Consider the following 15400-nt stretch of genomic DNA (forward strand, 5'->3'; position numbering starts at 1 on the left):
ATACCATGAACAATTGAGCCAGTCCTTGGTTCTCTGTTCTGGTCAGTGACGGTCTCAAATTTTCAGGTGGAAGGAGCGGCGCAATGAACGGCGCACGCACGGGTACGCTTGCGTCTCTGCGCGGCAGCATCGCGCGCATCGAGGCGCCATCGGAGGCGGCGATGCCGAACCGCATCGCACTCGGACACACGAGCGCAGACGCGATGCTGCGAGGCGGGCTTGCGCCGGCTGCGCTGCACGAGGTGTTCGCGGCCGGCCATCAAGGCGGCGCGGCGACCGGCTTCATCGCCGGGCTCGCCGGACTGATATCAGCGCGCAAGCCGCTGGTCTGGGTGCGGCAGGATTTTTCCGATCGCGAGAACGGCGCGCTGTCGATGCGCGGGCTGGCCGAGCTCGGCCTCGATCCGCGCCTCTTGGTCACCGTGCGTGCCGCCGATGTCGACAGCGGGCTGCGCACCGCGGCCGACGCGCTCGCCTGCGATGCGCTCGGCGCCGTCGTGCTCGAGGTCTGGGGCGATGCGCGCCAGCTCGATCTCGTCGCCAGCCGCAAATTGACCTTGGCCGCGCAAGCCTCCGGCGTCACCGCGCTGCTGCTGCGGATCGCCGCCACCCCGATCCCCTCGACAGCGGAGACGCGCTGGATCGTGCGCGCGGCGCATTCGCCGCCCGGCAATGCCGCAAGCGCCTGGGGCGCGCCGCGCTTCGAGGCCGAACTGGTGCGCAATCGTCATGGCCCGGTCGGGCGATGGATCATGGAATGGAAATGTGATGAGTGCCAATTCAGTGAACCGTCGGCGTATCCTCAGCCTGTGGCTGCCACGCCTGCCCATCGACCGCATCAAGCGCAAGCTCGCGCAGGACATCGCCTCGCAAGCTGAGACACGGGAGGTAGTAGGGCTCTCTCCCCCCTTGTGGGGGAGAGTTGGAGAGGGGGGTAGCCACGAGCACCGCCCGTGGGGCTCACCCCCCTCCCTAACCCTCCCCCACAAGGGGGGAGGGAACCCGTCCGCTCATGCGTCCCTTACGAATGAGGTAAGCAACCTTCTTCCCAGCGTCGTGGTCGCAAAAGACCACAACGCGATCATGCTGCACGCCATCGATGAGGCGGCGGTGCGCGCCGGGCTGTCGATCGGGCTGCCGCTCGCCAATGCCCGGGCGATCTGTCCGGAGCTTACGGTCTACGACGCCGACCCCGCCGCCGATCTGAAGACGCTGAACGACATCGCCGACTGGTGCGACCGCTTCACGCCGCTGGTCGCGCTCGATCCGCCTTACGGGCTGTTCCTCGACATCACCGGCTGCGCGCATCTGTTCGGCGGCGAGCGCGCGCTGCTGCAGATCGTCATCAATGCGCTGAGCCGGCGCGGCTTTGCCGTCAGTGCGGCGATTGCCGGCACCTCGATCGCCGCGCGCACGCTGACGCGCACCGCCTCGGGGCAGGTCATCGCCGATGGCGCGGAGGCGGAGGCGGTCGGCCCGCTGCCGGTGTCGGCGCTCGGCGCCGATCCTGCCGTGACCACCGGTCTGCGCCGCGCCGGCCTGAAGACCATCGGCGATGTCGCCTCGCGCGCGCCGCATGAGATCTCGGCGCGGTTCGGCGCCGATTTCACCACTCTGCTCGGCCACGCGCTCGGGCGGGGCGATGCCCCGATCAGCCCGCGCAAGCCGCTGCCCGATTACATCGTCGAGAAGCGTTTCCCCGAGCCCATCGCGACCGACACCGTGATCGCTCTGACGCTCTCAAGCCTCGCCAAGACGCTGGTTGCGGCGATGGAGAAGCAGGGCAAGGGCGCGCGGCAGCTGGAAGCGAGCTTCTTCCGCACCGATGGCGCTGTGCGCGCGATCATGGTCGAAACCGGGCGTCCGGTGACGCGGCCGGAGATGATCGACCGCCTGTTCCGCGAGCGGCTCGATGCGCTCAACGATCCCCTTGATCCCGGCTTCGGCTTCGATCTCATCCGCCTCGCCGCCGGGCGTACCGAGATCGTGGTGCAGCAGCAGCGCGATCTCGATACCACAGTGCACGACAATGACGAGATCTCGGCGCTGATCGACCGCGTCGCCGCCCGCATCGGGGGCAAACGTGTCGTCGTGCATCTGCCGCTCGAGAGCCATATCCCCGAACGATCAGCGCTCGCGCTGCCGGCGCAGCATCATCTGGCCGCGGCGAGCGCGGCCGCCTGGCCGGAGCGCGTCGCCGGCGAGCCGCCGCTGCGACCCTTGCGGCTGTTCGAGCGGCCCGAGCCGATCAAGGTGCCGTTCGCGAGTGTGCCCGACGGTCCGCCGCACCAGTTCACCTGGCGGCGCGCCTTGCATGCGGTGGTGCGGGTCGAGGGCCCCGAGCGCATCGCGATGGAATGGTGGAAGCAGGACGGCGCGGCGCTGACGCGCGATTACTTCCGCGTCGAGGACGCCGAGGGCCAGCGCTTCTGGATCTTTCGCGACGGCCTCTACGAAAGCGAGCTGCGGAACGAGGAATGCAAGCCGGTTCCGGCCAACTGGTATGTGCACGGGCTGTTCGCATGAAACAGAGCGTTTTCAAGCGAAGTGGAGGCCGGTTCGCGTGAAGAAAACGCGTCAAAACGAGAATCTGATGCCCGATTATGCCGAGATCGGCATCACCAGCAATTTCTCCTTCCTGCGCGGCGGCTCCGATCCGCGCGCCTATGTGCATCAGGCGAGCGAACTGAAGATCCCCGTGATCGGGCTTGCCGATCACAACACGCTGGCCGGCGTGGTGCGCGCCTGGAAGGAGCTCGACAGCGACAAGGTCGCCCATCCGCCAAAACTTCTGATCGGCGCCCGCATCGTCTTCATCGACGGCACGCCCGACATCCTGGTCTATCCGCGCGACCGCGCCGCCTACGGCCGGCTGTGCCAATTGCTCACCCGCGGCAAGCGCGGCGGCGGCATCGAGCGCATCGAGAAGGGCGACTGCCGGCTCACTCTGTCCGACCTCGTCGACTTCGCCGAGGGCCAGCTGCTGGTGCTGGCGCTGCCGCATCGGTTCGAGGCGGTCGATGCGCTCGACGTGCTCGCGCAACTGAAAGTGAGCGCCGCCGACGGCGTCTGGCTCGCCGCAAGCCTGCTCTATCGCGGCGACGACAAGCGCCGTCTCGCGCGGTTGCATGGCCTCGCCGCGGATGCGGGCGTGCCGCTGCTCGCCACCAACGAGGTGCTCTATCACCATCCCGCGCGCCGTCCGCTGCAGGACGTGCTGACCTGTATCCGCGAAAAGACCACGATTGAGGCTGTCGGCCGCAGGCTCGAGGCCAATGCCGAGCGGCATCTCAAGCCGGCGCATGAGATGATCAGGCTGTTTCGCGATCTGCCGGACGCGATCGCGGAGACCATGCGCTTTGCGGAGCGCATCTCGTTCTCGCTCGACCAGCTCAAATACCAGTATCCCGACGAGCCGGTGCCGCCGGGCAAGACCGCGCAGCAGCATCTGGAGGATTTGACCTGGGCCGGCGTCGACAAATATTTCGGCGGCGAGATCGACGGAAAACTTCGCGCCACCCTGAACAAGGAGCTCGCGCTGATCGCCGAGCTGAAATACGCGCATTACTTCCTCACCGTGCATGACATCGTGCACTATGCGCGCAGCCAGAACATCCTGTGCCAGGGGCGGGGCTCGGCCGCGAATTCGGCGGTCTGTTACGTGCTCGGCGTTACGTCGGTCGATCCGACCAAGGTCGATCTGCTGTTCGAGCGCTTCATCTCCAAGGAGCGGCTGGAGCCGCCCGACATCGACGTCGATTTCGAGCATTCGCGGCGCGAGGAGGTGATGCAATATGTCTATCGCCGCTACGGCCGCCACCGCGCCGCGATCATCGCCACCATCATCCATTATCGCCCGCGCAGCGCGATCCGCGACGTCGGCAAGGCGCTCGGGTTGACCGAGGACGTCACCGCGGCGCTCGCCGACACCGTGTGGGGCAGCTGGGGCAAGGGCCTCAACGACATGCAGGTACGGCAGGCCGGGCTCGACCCGAAGAACGCGATGATCAACCTCGCGGTCGAGCTCGCCACCGAGCTGATCGAGTTTCCGCGCCATCTCTCGCAGCATGTCGGCGGCTATGTGCTGACCCAGGACCGGCTCGACACCTATGTGCCGATCGGCAACGCCGCGATGGACGACCGCACCTTCATCGAATGGGACAAGGACGATGTCGACGCGCTTCATATGATGAAGGTCGACGTGCTGGCGCTGGGCATGCTGACCTGCATCCGCAAATGTTTTGACCTGATCGATGATCACAAGGGCAAGCGCTGGGAGCTCGCCTCGGTCCCGCAGGACGAAAAGGAAGTCTACGACATGCTGTGCCGTGGCGAGTCGCTCGGCGTGTTCCAGGTCGAGAGCCGCGCCCAGATGAACATGCTGCCGCGGCTGAAGCCACGCACCTTCTACGATCTCGTCATCGAGGTTGCGATCGTGCGTCCCGGCCCGATCCAGGGCGACATGGTGCACCCTTATCTGAGGCGGCGGAACAAACAGGAGAAGGAAAGCTATCCGTCGCCGTCGCCCGAGCACGGCCCGCCGGATGAACTCCACAACGTGCTGCACAAGACGCTTGGCGTGCCGCTGTTCCAGGAACAGGCGATGCGGATCGCGATCGAGGCGGCAAAGTTCACCTCGGAAGAAGCGAACGGCCTGCGCCGTTCGATGGCGACCTTCCGCAACGTCGGCACCATCGGCAGCTATGAAGAGAAGCTGGTCGGCAACATGGTGGCGCGCGGCTACGATCCGGATTTCGCCCGCAGCTGCTTCGACCAGATCAAGGGTTTTGGCAGTTATGGCTTCCCGGAAAGCCATGCCGCGAGCTTTGCCCAACTCGTCTACATCTCCTCATGGCTGAAGCACCATCATCCCGATGCGTTCTGTTGTGGCCTGCTCAACTCGCAGCCGATGGGCTTCTATGCCCCGGCGCAGATCGTCAGCGACGCCCGCAACAACGGCGTCACGGTGCGCGAAGTCGATGTTTCCTTCAGCTTTGCGCAGAACACGCTGGAGGAGAAGGTCGGCGATCATTGCGCGGTGCGGCTCGGCTTCCGCCAGATCGACGGCTTTCACTGGCTGGATGAGGACGAGGAGCGGTTGAAAGCTCTCCAGTCGTCATTCTCCGATGCACAATTGCACATCGTGGGCGCGCCTGTGCTCCCTCTCCCGCTTGCGGGGGAGGGTTGGGGTGGGGGTCTCTCCACGAGTCCCACTGAGGAGGGAGCCCCCACCCGGATCGCATCTTCCGATGCGATCCGGCCTCCCCCGCAAGCGGGAGAGGCGAAGCAAGAGAAAGACTGGGCCGACCGCATCGTCGCGGCGCGCAACCGCCGGCCCTTCACCTCGCTCGAGGACTTTGCCCGCGACACCGGCCTGCCGAAGCGCGCGCTGATCCTGCTCGCCGACGCCGATGCGTTCCGCTCGCTCGGGCTCGACCGCCGCGAGGCGTTGTGGGCGGTGCGGCGGCTGCCTGACGACGTGCCGCTGCCGCTGTTCGAGGCCGCCACCGCGCGCGAGCAGCCGGATGAGGGCGCAAAACCGCTGCCGGAGATGCCTCGTCCCGAGCAGGTGGTCGCCGACTATCAGACCATCCGCCTGTCGCTGAAGGGCCATCCGATGGAATTCTTGCGCGGGATGTTCACCAGAGAGCGCGTCGTCGCCTGCCACACCATCAACCGCAGCAATGATAGCCGCCGCGTCAGCTGCGCCGGCGTCGTGCTGGTGCGGCAGCGGCCGGGCAGCGCCAAGGGCGTCGTGTTCATGACGCTGGAGGACGAGACCGGCATCGCCAACATCGTGGTGTGGCCGAAGGTGATGGAGCAGTACCGCAAGGAAGTGATGGGTGCGCGCCTGATCCTGGTCGAGGGCTATATCCAGAGCAGCCCCGAGGGCGTGACGCATCTGGTGGCGCAGCGCATGACCGACCGCTCCCACGATCTGATCGGCCTCGCCAACGAATCCCTCAGCCCCAAGCATCCGGTGCCGCCGGGCCCGGCACTGATCGAGCCGCTCAACGACGACCGCCGCGATCACGGCGACAACTCGCCGCAAAGGATCCGCCACCCCCGCAACGTCCGTATCCTGCCGCCGTCACGCGATTTTCATTAGTCATCGCGCGATGACGGTGGCTGTTGAGCCGGCTATCTCCCCAACGTCGTCCTGGCGAAAGCCAGGACCCATAACCACCGAACTTTGTTGTTGCAGGGATTGTGGCCCCAGAGTCGCCCAACAACGACAGTTGGGGTAATGGGTCCTGGCTTTCGCCAGGACGACGGTGAAGTTGGGCCTCTTAAAAATTCACCCGGTTCGAGATCGCGCCGTCGACGACGAGGTTCGAGCCTGTCGTGAACGAGGAGGCCGGACTCGCCAGAAACACCGCGGCGTTGGCGATCTCCTGCGGCGTCGCCATGCGGCCGGTCGGGTTGCGGGCCAGCGCGTCCTGATAAATCTTCGGCGTGTTCTGCTCGACCATGTTCCAGACGCCGCCCTTGAAATACACGGTGCCCGGCGACACCACGTTGACGCGGATTTTCTTCGCCGCGTATTGCCGCGCCATTCCCTTCGCCATGTGCACCAGCGCCGCCTTGATCGGGCCGTAGGAGCCGGCGCGATCCGCCTGCGCTGCCGAGATCGACGAGATGATGATGAAGGCCGCATCGCCGGTTGTCTCGCCGCTCGCTTCGAGGAACGGGCGCGCCGCCTCGAACGCGTTCACCGCGCCGAGCACGTCGAGCCGGAAATTCTGCTCCCACGACTCCGGATCGCCGCCCTGCGCCATCGCGCCTGCATTGGAGAACATCATGTCGATGCTGCCCAATTCGGCTGCGGCGCCGGTGATCCACGATTTCAGCGCCGCGCTGTCGGTGATATCGACGGCCGCGCCGGTGACGCGCACGCCGGCAACCTTCAGCTCGGCAACGCTGGACGCAACCTGCTCGGCATTGCGCGCACAGACCGCGACGCCGACGCCTTCACCCGCCAGCGTCGCCGCAATGGCCCGCCCGATGCCGCGCGTGCCGCCGAGCACTATGGCGTTTCGTCCCTTCAAACCCAGATCCATTCGGATGTCCTTTCTGATGCGCGCGGACTGTAGCGTCCATCGCGGCATTGCGCGACCTCGATATCCTGCCGTCCTCACGCGACTTTCATCGCAGCCCGGCGCATACGGCAAGGTCGTCGGCGCCATCGGCGGTTCGGGCTCGCAGGACAATGTGATCTCGCTCGCCGGCCGGGCCGCGTTGAAGTAGGGCGCATGACGCGATGCTTCTGCGGGGCTTCGGTCCGGCGGAAACTCTCGCGGAATTTTGTTCGGCTTTTCAGAATTTAACTTGACGCCGGACCCAACTCAGATGTTCAATACGTCCGTCTCACCCGTCACGAGGGGCGCTTCGCGGTCGTCACGAACGCGGGTCGAGATGCGGTGGACGCTGATGGCTCAACTGACGAGTGGGCCTGAGGCGGACGGTGAAGTCGTGTGGTCCTGACGCCCTAGCGGCAGGTGTCCTCTCGCAAAACGCGCAAGCGTTATGCGAAGGCGGTGACAAGCAAGCCCAGTCTCGCCGGGGAGAGCACGAAATAAGCCGTAAGCCATCGCGCAGGGAAAGCCGGATTGCTCCGGTTACACCTGTGGTCCTACCCCCGTGCTTTCTACCTTTTGCACGGGGCCCATGGGTGCGATCGGCACCCGGCTTTCCCCGCGCCCTCAGTTCGAGAGAGGGCGACACACGGAGCAAACCTCGGGCGCATCACGCCGCGAGAGTGCTGATCCGCGACTTACGCGCGAATGCTTACACGAAGCTTACAACCGGCTGCCATCAGATTGGTCTTGTGTTTGCAAGCGGATGAATTCTTCGGCAGCTGCATACTATTCCACCGCGGCGCCCACCGGCGGTCCGCCCGGCGGGCGGTGCAGGAAGGTGATCGACGCATAGGCACCGACCCACGAGCCGGCCGCTGCGAAGGCGACATAGAGCCAGTTCTCGGTGTAGCTGATCACCGCATAGGAGGAGAGCACGTACCAGACGCTGCTCCAGGTCGCGGCCGGCACGCGCTTGCGCGCGACGACTGCCGAGGTGAACATGACATAGACCGCGTCGGTGGCCGCGGTCGCGAGGAAGACACCGCCGGCGGTGAGGGGATCAATGGCAGCCATTGCAACTCCTGTTCGGGTCGGGCAGAGCTAAGGCATGGTCCGGGAAAGTGTGAAACCGTTTTTCGAAAAGATCATGCCCAAATAAGGCATGGTCCGGAAAAGCGTGAAGCCGCTTTCCGGGAAGATGATGCCAAATACGGGTTGGGACCGGGCATTGCCATTTTGTCATCATGCTCGGGCATAGAATAATCGCAAACAGGAATGCGCATGCAGGACATCCGTGAAATCCTTTCCGATGTCTGGACCGGCACCGGTGGCGCGCCGTCCGCGCTCGATGCGGTCGCCCTCACCGGCAGCGAGCCGCAATTGCCGTCGTCGTTTCGGGTCGCAGCGGCGGCGCAGGTGCCGATTGCCGCGGCGGGCCTTGCGGCGGCCGAGATCTGGAAAGCCCGCAGCGGCGAGCCGCAGGACGTCGCGGTCGACATGCGCCATGCCGTCGTCGAATGCCGCAGCGAGCGTTATCTGCGGGTTGACGACAAGCCGCCGCCACCGGCCTGGGACAAGATCGCCGGCGTCTACCGTGTCCGCGACAACCGCTTCGTCCGCCTGCACACCAATTTCCCGCATCACCGCGACGCCGTCTGCAAGGTGCTCGGCTGCAACGCCGAGCGCGACGATGTCCAGGCCCGCGCTGCTGCAATGGGACGGCGAGGCGTTCGAGACCGCGGCCTATGCCGCCGGTGGCGTCGTCGCCTTGATGCGCTCATATGACGAGTGGTCAGCGACGCCGCATGCAGGAGAACTTGCAAGACTGCCGCTGATCTCGATCGAGAAGATCGGCGAGGCCGCGCCAAAGCCGTGGCCCGCGGGAGAGCGGCCGCTGGCCGGCATCCGGGTGCTCGATTTGTCTCGCGTGATCGCGGGTCCCGTCGCCGGCCGCACGCTCGCTGCGCACGGTGCCGATGTGCTGCTGATCTCCGGTCCCGATCTGCCGGCGATTCCCTGGCTCAACATCGACACCGGCCGCGGCAAGCTGACGAGCTTTCTCGAGCTGCGCAGCGAGCAGGGCCGGGCCGTGATGCGCGGCCTCGTCGCGCAGGCCGATATTCTCTCGCAGGGTTATCGCCCGCAGGCGATTGCGCGGCTCGGCTTCTCGCCGGAGGAAGCGGCCCGCATCAATCCCGGGATCGTCTATGTGACACTCTCGGCCTATGGCCATGCCGGTCCGTGGGCAGAGCGCCGCGGCTTCGACTCGCTGGTGCAGACCACGACAGGCTTCAATCATGCCGAAGGGCAGGCCGCCGGCGTCGACGGGCCGAAGGAATTGCCGGCCCAGATGCTCGACCACGCCACCGGATATTTCATGGCGTTTGGCGCCATGATGGCCAAGGCCCGCCAGGCGCGCGAGGGCGGCAGCTGGCATGTCCGGGTATCGCTGGCGCAGACCGGGCGTTGGCTGTGGAATCTCGGCCGGCTCGAAGGGGGCCTTGCCACCGAGGACCTGATGGCGGATGCGGTGCAGCCCTTCATCGAGCGGCTTCCGTCTGGTTTTGGCACGCTGAGTTCGGTCCGGCACGCCGCCGTGCTGTCGAAGACCCCGGCCCATTGGTCCCGTCCGGCGATGCCGCTCGGCAGCCATCCTGCTGAGTTTCCCGCTCCAGCGTTTCCTGCCCCGGAGTTTCCCGGATGAGACATTCAGCTGTCGTTCAGGCTATCCGAACTTTAACGACCCGCAGCGCCGAAGTGCGATTTTTAGGTTGTTTGAAACGCCAAATCGGCACTATTAGCGCACCGCTGGGGCTGTCCCGCCGGAAGCTGCAACGATCGACCCCGCGGACCGCATGCTGAAAGAGTTTATCAAGCGAATGCAGAGCTTTAGCCGTCCGCGCCTGCTCGTGGCCACGGCGGTGCTGGTGGTCGCCTGCGCGGGCGCCTATGGCTATACGCGGTTCGGCTCGGACAAGCAGACACCGTCGGAAGTCTCCAGCCAGTCCCGCAAGGGCGGCACGCGCTATGCGCCGTCGCCGGCCGAGTGGGCCAGCCTGACCTTCCAGACCGTGGCCGAGCACACCTTCCGCTCCGAGCTGGTGACTGAGGGCAAGATCGGGATCGACGAGGACCGCTCCACCCCGGTCTACTCGCCCTATACCGGGCGGGTGACCCGTCTCATGGTGCGGCCGGGCGATACGGTGGTGAAGGGGCAGCCGCTGTTCGTGATCGAAGCGGCCGACACCGTGCAGGCGCAGAACGATTACGTCGCCGCGATGACCGGCCTCAACAAGGCCCAGTCGGCGCTCGACCTGGCCCAGATCCAGGAGAAGCGCGCCAAGGACCTGTCCGAGGGCAAGGCGATCCCGCTGAAGGATTATCAGACTGCGCAGGCCGCGCTGGTGCAGGCGCAGAACGATGCGCGCTCGGCGCAGACGCTGCTGGAAGCCGCGCAGAACAAGCTGCACATCCTCGGCTTCGGCGACGAAGCCATCACGACCTTGCAGCAGAAGGGCCGCCTCAATCCGGAGACGACGGTGTTCGCGCCGATCGGCGGCACCGTGGTCCAGCGCAAGGCCGGCCCCGGCCAGTATGTCTCGACCGGTGCCAGCGATCCGGTCTATGTGATCGGCGATCTCTCGACGGTCTGGCTGATCGCCTTCGTCCGCGAATCCGACGCCGACAATGTCGCGGTCGGGCAGGACCTCAGCTTCAGTGTGATGGCGCTGCCGGGCAAGGTGCTGAACGCCCGCGTCAACTATGTCGCCGCCGCGATCGATGCGACCTCGCGCCGGCTCCTGGTCCGCGCCACCATCGACAACGCCGACAATCGGCTGAAGCCCGAGATGTTCGCCAATGTGACGCTGTATTCGAAGGGCGACCACCCGGCGGTCGGCGTGCCGAAACAGGCGCTGATCTACGAGGGCGATCAGGTTCGCGTCTGGGTCGCGAAGGCCGACGACAAGACCATCGAGCTGCGCCAGATCAAGCCCGGCCTTATCAATGGCGACCTCGTCGAGGTCGCCGGCAATCTCAAGCCGGGCGAGCAGATCGTGACGAAGGGAAGCCTCTTCATCGACCGCGCCGCATCAGGTACCTAGCAGCATGATCCGGAAAAGTGGGAACCGGCTTTCCCTCGCGACAAACGCGGAACGCGTTTGCGCGGAGACCATGCTCACCAAGAAAAATCCTCTCCGTTGAAAGTGCCGATCTGAATGGATCGCCTCGTCGCCCTTGCCGTCAATCGCCGCTACTTGATGGTGGCCATGTTCGTCGTCGTCATCATCGGCGGCCTGTTTGCGTTCAAGCAGCTCAACATCGAGGCCTATCCCGATCCGACCCCGCCGATGGTCGACATCGTGACGCAGAGCCCGGGCCTCTCGGCCGAGGAGATCGAGCGCTATATCACGATCCCGATCGAGACCCAGGTCGCCGGCATCAAGAACCTCAAGACCATCCGCACCATCTCGCTGTACGGCTTGTCCGACGTCAAGCTGCAGTTCTCCTTCGACTACACCTATGACGAGGCGCTGCAGCAGGTGCTCAATCGGCTGTCGCAGCTCGCGCCGCTGCCAGGCAACGTACAGCCCGGCATCTCTCCGACGAGCCCGATCGGCGAAATCTTCCGCTACCGGCTGAAGGGACCGCCGAACTACAGCGTGCTCGACCTCAAGACGTTGCAGGACTGGGTGCTGCAACGGCGCTTCCGCGCAGTGCCCGGCGTGATCGACGTCACCGGCTGGGGCGGCAAGACCAAGACCTACGAGATCCAGGTCGACTTCAACAAGCTGGTCGCCAACGGCCTGACGTTGCCGCAGGTGCTGCAGGCGGTCTCCAACGCCAACATCAATGTCGGCGGCAACACCGTGAACATCGGCTCGCAATCGGCGGTGGTGCGCGGCGTCGGTCTGATCCGCTCGATCGACGATCTCGCCAACACCATGATCTCGCAATCAGGCGGCAATCCGGTGCTGGTCAGGGACATCGGCACTGTGACGATCGGCGAGAAGCCGCGGCTCGGCATCGCCGGCATCGACAGTGACGACGACATCGTGCAGGGCATCGTGCTGATGCGCCGCGGCGAGCAGAGCTCGCCGACCATTTCCCGCGTCGAGCAACTGGTCAACCAGATCAACAATTCCTCGATCCTGCCGCCGGGCGTCAAGATCGAGCGCATCTACGACCGCAAGGATCTGATCGAGCTCACCACCCACACCGTGCTGCACAACATGGTGGTCGGCATCCTGCTGATCGTGCTGTTGCAGTGGATCTTCCTCGGCGATCTGCGCAGCGCGCTGATCGTCGGCGCGACGATTCCGTTCGCGCTGTTCTTCGCCGTGATCATCCTGGTGCTGCGCGGCGAATCCGCCAATCTGCTCTCGGTCGGCGCGATCGATTTCGGACTGATCGTCGACGCCACCGTGATCATGGTGGAGGCGATCTTCCGCAGGTTGTCGCAGACCACGGCACTGTCGGAAGCCGAGCGCGAGCACATCTCCGACGACACGGTGATGGGCATGAAGAGCCATGCGATCCTGTCGGCGGCGGCCGACGTATCGCGCTCGATCTTCTTCGCCGCGACCATCATCGTCGCCGCGTTCCTGCCGCTGTTCACGCTGGGCGGCGTCGAGGGCAACATCTTCGGGCCGATGGCGCGAACCTATGCCTATGCGTTGGCGGGCGGATTGCTGGCGACGTTCACGATCACGCCGGCGCTGAGCGCGATCATCCTGCCCGCGCATATTCACGAAACCGAAACCTGGATCGTCAAGAAGCTCGATGCGATCTACCTGCCGGCGCTGAACTGGGCGATCGCCAACCGCAAGATCGTGATGGCCGGTGCGGCCGGCCTCGTTGTCACGACGATCATCTGCGTGCGGTTCCTCGGCCTCGAATTCCTGCCCAAGCTGGAAGAGGGCAATCTGTGGATCCGCGCCACGCTGCCGCCGACGATCTCGCTGCAGGAAGGCAACGCCTATGTCAACGAGATGCGGAAGCTGATCAGCAGCCGTCCCGAGGTGGTGTCGGTGGTGTCGCAGCACGGCCGTCCCGACGACGGCACCGACGCCGCCGGATTCTTCAATGCTGAATTCTTCGCGCCGCTGAAGCCGGCCGGCGAATGGCCGGGCACGCATGACAAGGACGTGCTCACCGCGCAATTGCTCGCGCAGTTGCAGGATAAGTTCCCTGGCGTCGAATTCAACTTCTCGCAATACCTGCAGGACAACGTGTCGGAGGCGGTGTCCGGCGTGAAGGGCGAGAACTCGATCAAGCTCTATGGGAACGATTTGCAGGCGCTGACCGACACCGCCAACAAGATCAAATCGGTGTTGGCGACAGTGCAAGGTGTCACCGACCTCGCGGTGTTCACCTCGCTCGGCCAGCCGACCGTCCAGATCGACGTCGACCGGGCGCGGGCGGCGCGCTACGGCCTGTCGCCTGGCGACATCAACGCCACGATCAAGGTTGCCGTCGGCGGCGACACCGCAGGCGATCTCTATGAACCCGGCAGCGACCGGCACTTCCCGATCATCGTCCGTCTTGCGCCGGAATATCGCAAGAGCGCGGAGGCGATCCAGAACCTGCGGATCGGGGCAACGAATCCGAATGGCGGGGTCACGCAGATCCCGCTCTCTGAAGTGGCTTCGATCAAACTGATCTCCGGCGCGGCCTACATCTATCGCGAGCAGCAGGAGCGCTATCTGCCGATCAAGTTCTCGGTGCGTGACCGCGACCTCGGCAGTGCGATCCTGGAAGCGCAGCAGAAGGTCAACGAGCAGGTCCAGTTGCCGCCCGGCTCGCGTATCGAATGGGTGGGCGAGTTCGGCAATTTGCAGGACGCGATCAAGCGGCTGTCGGTCGTGGTGCCGATCAGCCTCGTGCTGATCGCGGTGCTGCTGTTCTTGAATTTCGGCTCGATGGTCGACACCATGCTCGCGATGAGCGTGATTCCGATGGCGATCTTCGGCGGCGTGCTCGGGCTGCTGATCTCGGGCATTCCGTTCAGCGTGTCGGCGGCGATCGGCTTCATCGCGCTGTTCGGCATCGCGGTGATGGACGGCATCATCATCCTGTCGCAGTTCAACCAGCTGATCGACGAAGGCTATGACCGGATGCGCGCGGTGATCCGCACCGGCGAGCTGCAGCTTCGTCCGGTGCTGATGACCTGCGTCGTCGCCGGCATCGGCCTGTTGCCGGCGGCGGTGTCGGAGGGCATCGGCTCGCAGGTGCAGAAGCCGCTCGCCATCGTCGTCGTCACCGGCATGATGGTGGCGCCGCTGGTGATCCTGATCACGCTGCCGGTCCTGATCTCCTACTTCTCGCGACGGCCGAAGGATAGCGTCAGGTAAAGCCGTAAAGCCGCGCCGGATTGTCGACCAGGATGGTCTTGCGCACCGCGGCATCCGGCGCCCAGACCGGAAGCTGGTTGAGGAGGCGGCCGTCGTCGATCTGGTACAGCGGCGTCACGTCGGTGACCTTCTTGCCTTGGGGCGTCACCGAATCCGGGTGCGGCCAGTCGGTGCCCCAGACGATGCGCTCGGCATTGGCCGCGATCAGCGCCTGGGCCAGCGGCGTGGCGTCGGCATAGTCGGGCGCGAGCTTGGAGGCGCGGTAGGCGCCGGAAATCTTGACATACGCCTTGCCGGATTTGACCAGCGCGAGCAGGTCGTCAAATCCCGGCTGGCCCGTGCCGAGCGCGGCCTCGGCGCCGCCGAAATGGTCGAACACCACGGGCACCGGCGCTGCAGCGACCAGGTCCTTGATCGCGGAGATCATGGCGAGGCTGGTGAACAGCTGGACGTGCCAGCCACGCGCTTTCATCCGCTCGATCGCGGCCGAGAAGCGCTGCCGGCCGACATTGGGATCGTTGACGCCGCCGGTCGCGAGGTTGAGGCGGATGCCGCGGAAGCCGGCCTTCTGCATGGCGTCGAGATCGCTCTCGCTGGTCTTGTCGTCGATCACGGCAACGCCGCGCGCCGTGGGACCGCGCGCCGTCATGCCGAACAGCGTCGACGAATTGTCGGGGCCGTAGACGCTCGGCGTCACGATCACCACGCGCTCGACATGCAGCGCCTTGTGCAGCGCGCTCATCTCTTCCGGCGAGGCCGGTTCCGGCGTGTAGACGCGGCCGGCGAAGAACGGGAATTTCGCGGGATCGCCATGGATGTGGGTGTGGCAGTCGCAGGTACCTGCAGGCACGTCGAAGCTCACCGGGGTGGATGGTTGCGATGCCTTGGAAAATGCGTTGCTGCCGGTCATGGTCACTCCCGCTGCGATGGAAGCCAGCATCATACCGCGTCGCGTCAGCATTGGACGTC

At 65.4% G+C, this 15400-nt stretch carries 9 protein-coding genes and 1 pseudogene; 7 read left to right on the forward strand and 3 right to left on the reverse strand.

The genetic code is table 11. The annotated features are described in order from the left end of the window. Positions 1–83 precede the first annotated feature (83 nt). The 3 genes from ACVIGA_RS34860 to ACVIGA_RS34870 all read left to right on the forward strand — a co-directional run bounded on the left by ACVIGA_RS34860 (position 84) and on the right by ACVIGA_RS34870 (position 6109). The gene (locus ACVIGA_RS34860) at positions 84–878 is read left to right on the forward strand and encodes an ImuA family protein (RefSeq protein WP_456669575.1); all 795 of its coding nucleotides are present in this window, start codon (positions 84–86) and stop codon (positions 876–878) included. After that, positions 769–2526 (forward strand): Y-family DNA polymerase, encoded by a 1758-nt coding sequence (locus ACVIGA_RS34865; protein WP_456669576.1) that lies wholly within the window; start codon positions 769–771, stop codon positions 2524–2526. The genes ACVIGA_RS34860 and ACVIGA_RS34865 overlap by 110 nt, the downstream gene beginning before the upstream one ends. A gap of 67 nt (positions 2527–2593) precedes the next feature. Beyond that, the gene (locus tag ACVIGA_RS34870; RefSeq protein ID WP_456669577.1) at positions 2594–6109 is read left to right on the forward strand and encodes an error-prone DNA polymerase; all 3516 of its coding nucleotides are present in this window, start codon (positions 2594–2596) and stop codon (positions 6107–6109) included. A gap of 181 nt (positions 6110–6290) precedes the next feature. Here ACVIGA_RS34870 and ACVIGA_RS34875 read toward each other — a convergent pair whose 3' ends face one another. Further along, entirely contained in the window at positions 6291–7061 is a 771-nt protein-coding gene (locus ACVIGA_RS34875; protein ID WP_456669578.1) for an SDR family NAD(P)-dependent oxidoreductase, read from the reverse strand. Between the two features lie 16 nt (positions 7062–7077). Between ACVIGA_RS34875 and ACVIGA_RS34880 the strand changes: the two genes are divergently transcribed. After that, the gene (locus ACVIGA_RS34880; protein ID WP_456669579.1) at positions 7078–7248 is read left to right on the forward strand and encodes a hypothetical protein; all 171 of its coding nucleotides are present in this window, start codon (positions 7078–7080) and stop codon (positions 7246–7248) included. A 617-nt stretch (positions 7249–7865) separates the two neighbouring features. Here ACVIGA_RS34880 and ACVIGA_RS34885 read toward each other — a convergent pair. After that, positions 7866–8153 (reverse strand): hypothetical protein, encoded by a 288-nt coding sequence (locus tag ACVIGA_RS34885; protein WP_050626238.1) that lies wholly within the window; start codon positions 8151–8153, stop codon positions 7866–7868. A gap of 207 nt (positions 8154–8360) precedes the next feature. Here ACVIGA_RS34885 and ACVIGA_RS34890 point away from each other — a divergent pair. The 3 genes and pseudogenes from ACVIGA_RS34890 to ACVIGA_RS34900 all read left to right on the forward strand — a co-directional run bounded on the left by ACVIGA_RS34890 (position 8361) and on the right by ACVIGA_RS34900 (position 14431). Next, positions 8361–9783: pseudogene (locus ACVIGA_RS34890) on the forward strand (CoA transferase). A 151-nt stretch (positions 9784–9934) separates the two neighbouring features. Then, the gene (locus ACVIGA_RS34895) at positions 9935–11182 is read left to right on the forward strand and encodes an efflux RND transporter periplasmic adaptor subunit (protein ID WP_375779919.1); all 1248 of its coding nucleotides are present in this window, start codon (positions 9935–9937) and stop codon (positions 11180–11182) included. Positions 11183–11296: 114 nt separating this feature from the next. After that, on the forward strand, positions 11297–14431 hold the full coding sequence (locus ACVIGA_RS34900; RefSeq protein ID WP_456669580.1) for an efflux RND transporter permease subunit: 3135 nt from the start codon (positions 11297–11299) through the stop codon (positions 14429–14431). Here ACVIGA_RS34900 and ACVIGA_RS34905 read toward each other — a convergent pair. Then, positions 14424–15392 (reverse strand): amidohydrolase family protein, encoded by a 969-nt coding sequence (locus ACVIGA_RS34905; protein WP_456669581.1) that lies wholly within the window; start codon positions 15390–15392, stop codon positions 14424–14426. The genes ACVIGA_RS34900 and ACVIGA_RS34905 overlap by 8 nt on opposite strands. Positions 15393–15400 lie beyond the last annotated feature (8 nt).

It is taken from the genome of Bradyrhizobium sp. USDA 3240 (assembly GCF_054063295.1).

What these genes read in the sequence shown, in the direction of transcription:
- ACVIGA_RS34865 (WP_456669576.1), top strand. Translation starts at nt 769, where the DNA reads ATGAGTGCCAATTCAGTGAACCGTCGGCGTATCCTCAGCCTGTGGCTG.
- ACVIGA_RS34870 (WP_456669577.1), top strand. Translation starts at nt 2,594, where the DNA reads ATGCCCGATTATGCCGAGATCGGCATCACCAGCAATTTCTCCTTCCTG.
- ACVIGA_RS34900 (WP_456669580.1), top strand. Translation starts at nt 11,297, where the DNA reads ATGGATCGCCTCGTCGCCCTTGCCGTCAATCGCCGCTACTTGATGGTG.
- ACVIGA_RS34875 (WP_456669578.1), bottom strand. Translation starts at nt 7,061, where the DNA reads ATGGATCTGGGTTTGAAGGGACGAAACGCCATAGTGCTCGGCGGCACG.
- ACVIGA_RS34860 (WP_456669575.1), top strand. Translation starts at nt 84, where the DNA reads ATGAACGGCGCACGCACGGGTACGCTTGCGTCTCTGCGCGGCAGCATC.
- ACVIGA_RS34880 (WP_456669579.1), top strand. Translation starts at nt 7,078, where the DNA reads ATGCGCGCGGACTGTAGCGTCCATCGCGGCATTGCGCGACCTCGATAT.
- ACVIGA_RS34905 (WP_456669581.1), bottom strand. Translation starts at nt 15,392, where the DNA reads ATGCTGACGCGACGCGGTATGATGCTGGCTTCCATCGCAGCGGGAGTG.
- ACVIGA_RS34885 (WP_050626238.1), bottom strand. Translation starts at nt 8,153, where the DNA reads ATGGCTGCCATTGATCCCCTCACCGCCGGCGGTGTCTTCCTCGCGACC.
- ACVIGA_RS34895 (WP_375779919.1), top strand. Translation starts at nt 9,935, where the DNA reads ATGCTGAAAGAGTTTATCAAGCGAATGCAGAGCTTTAGCCGTCCGCGC.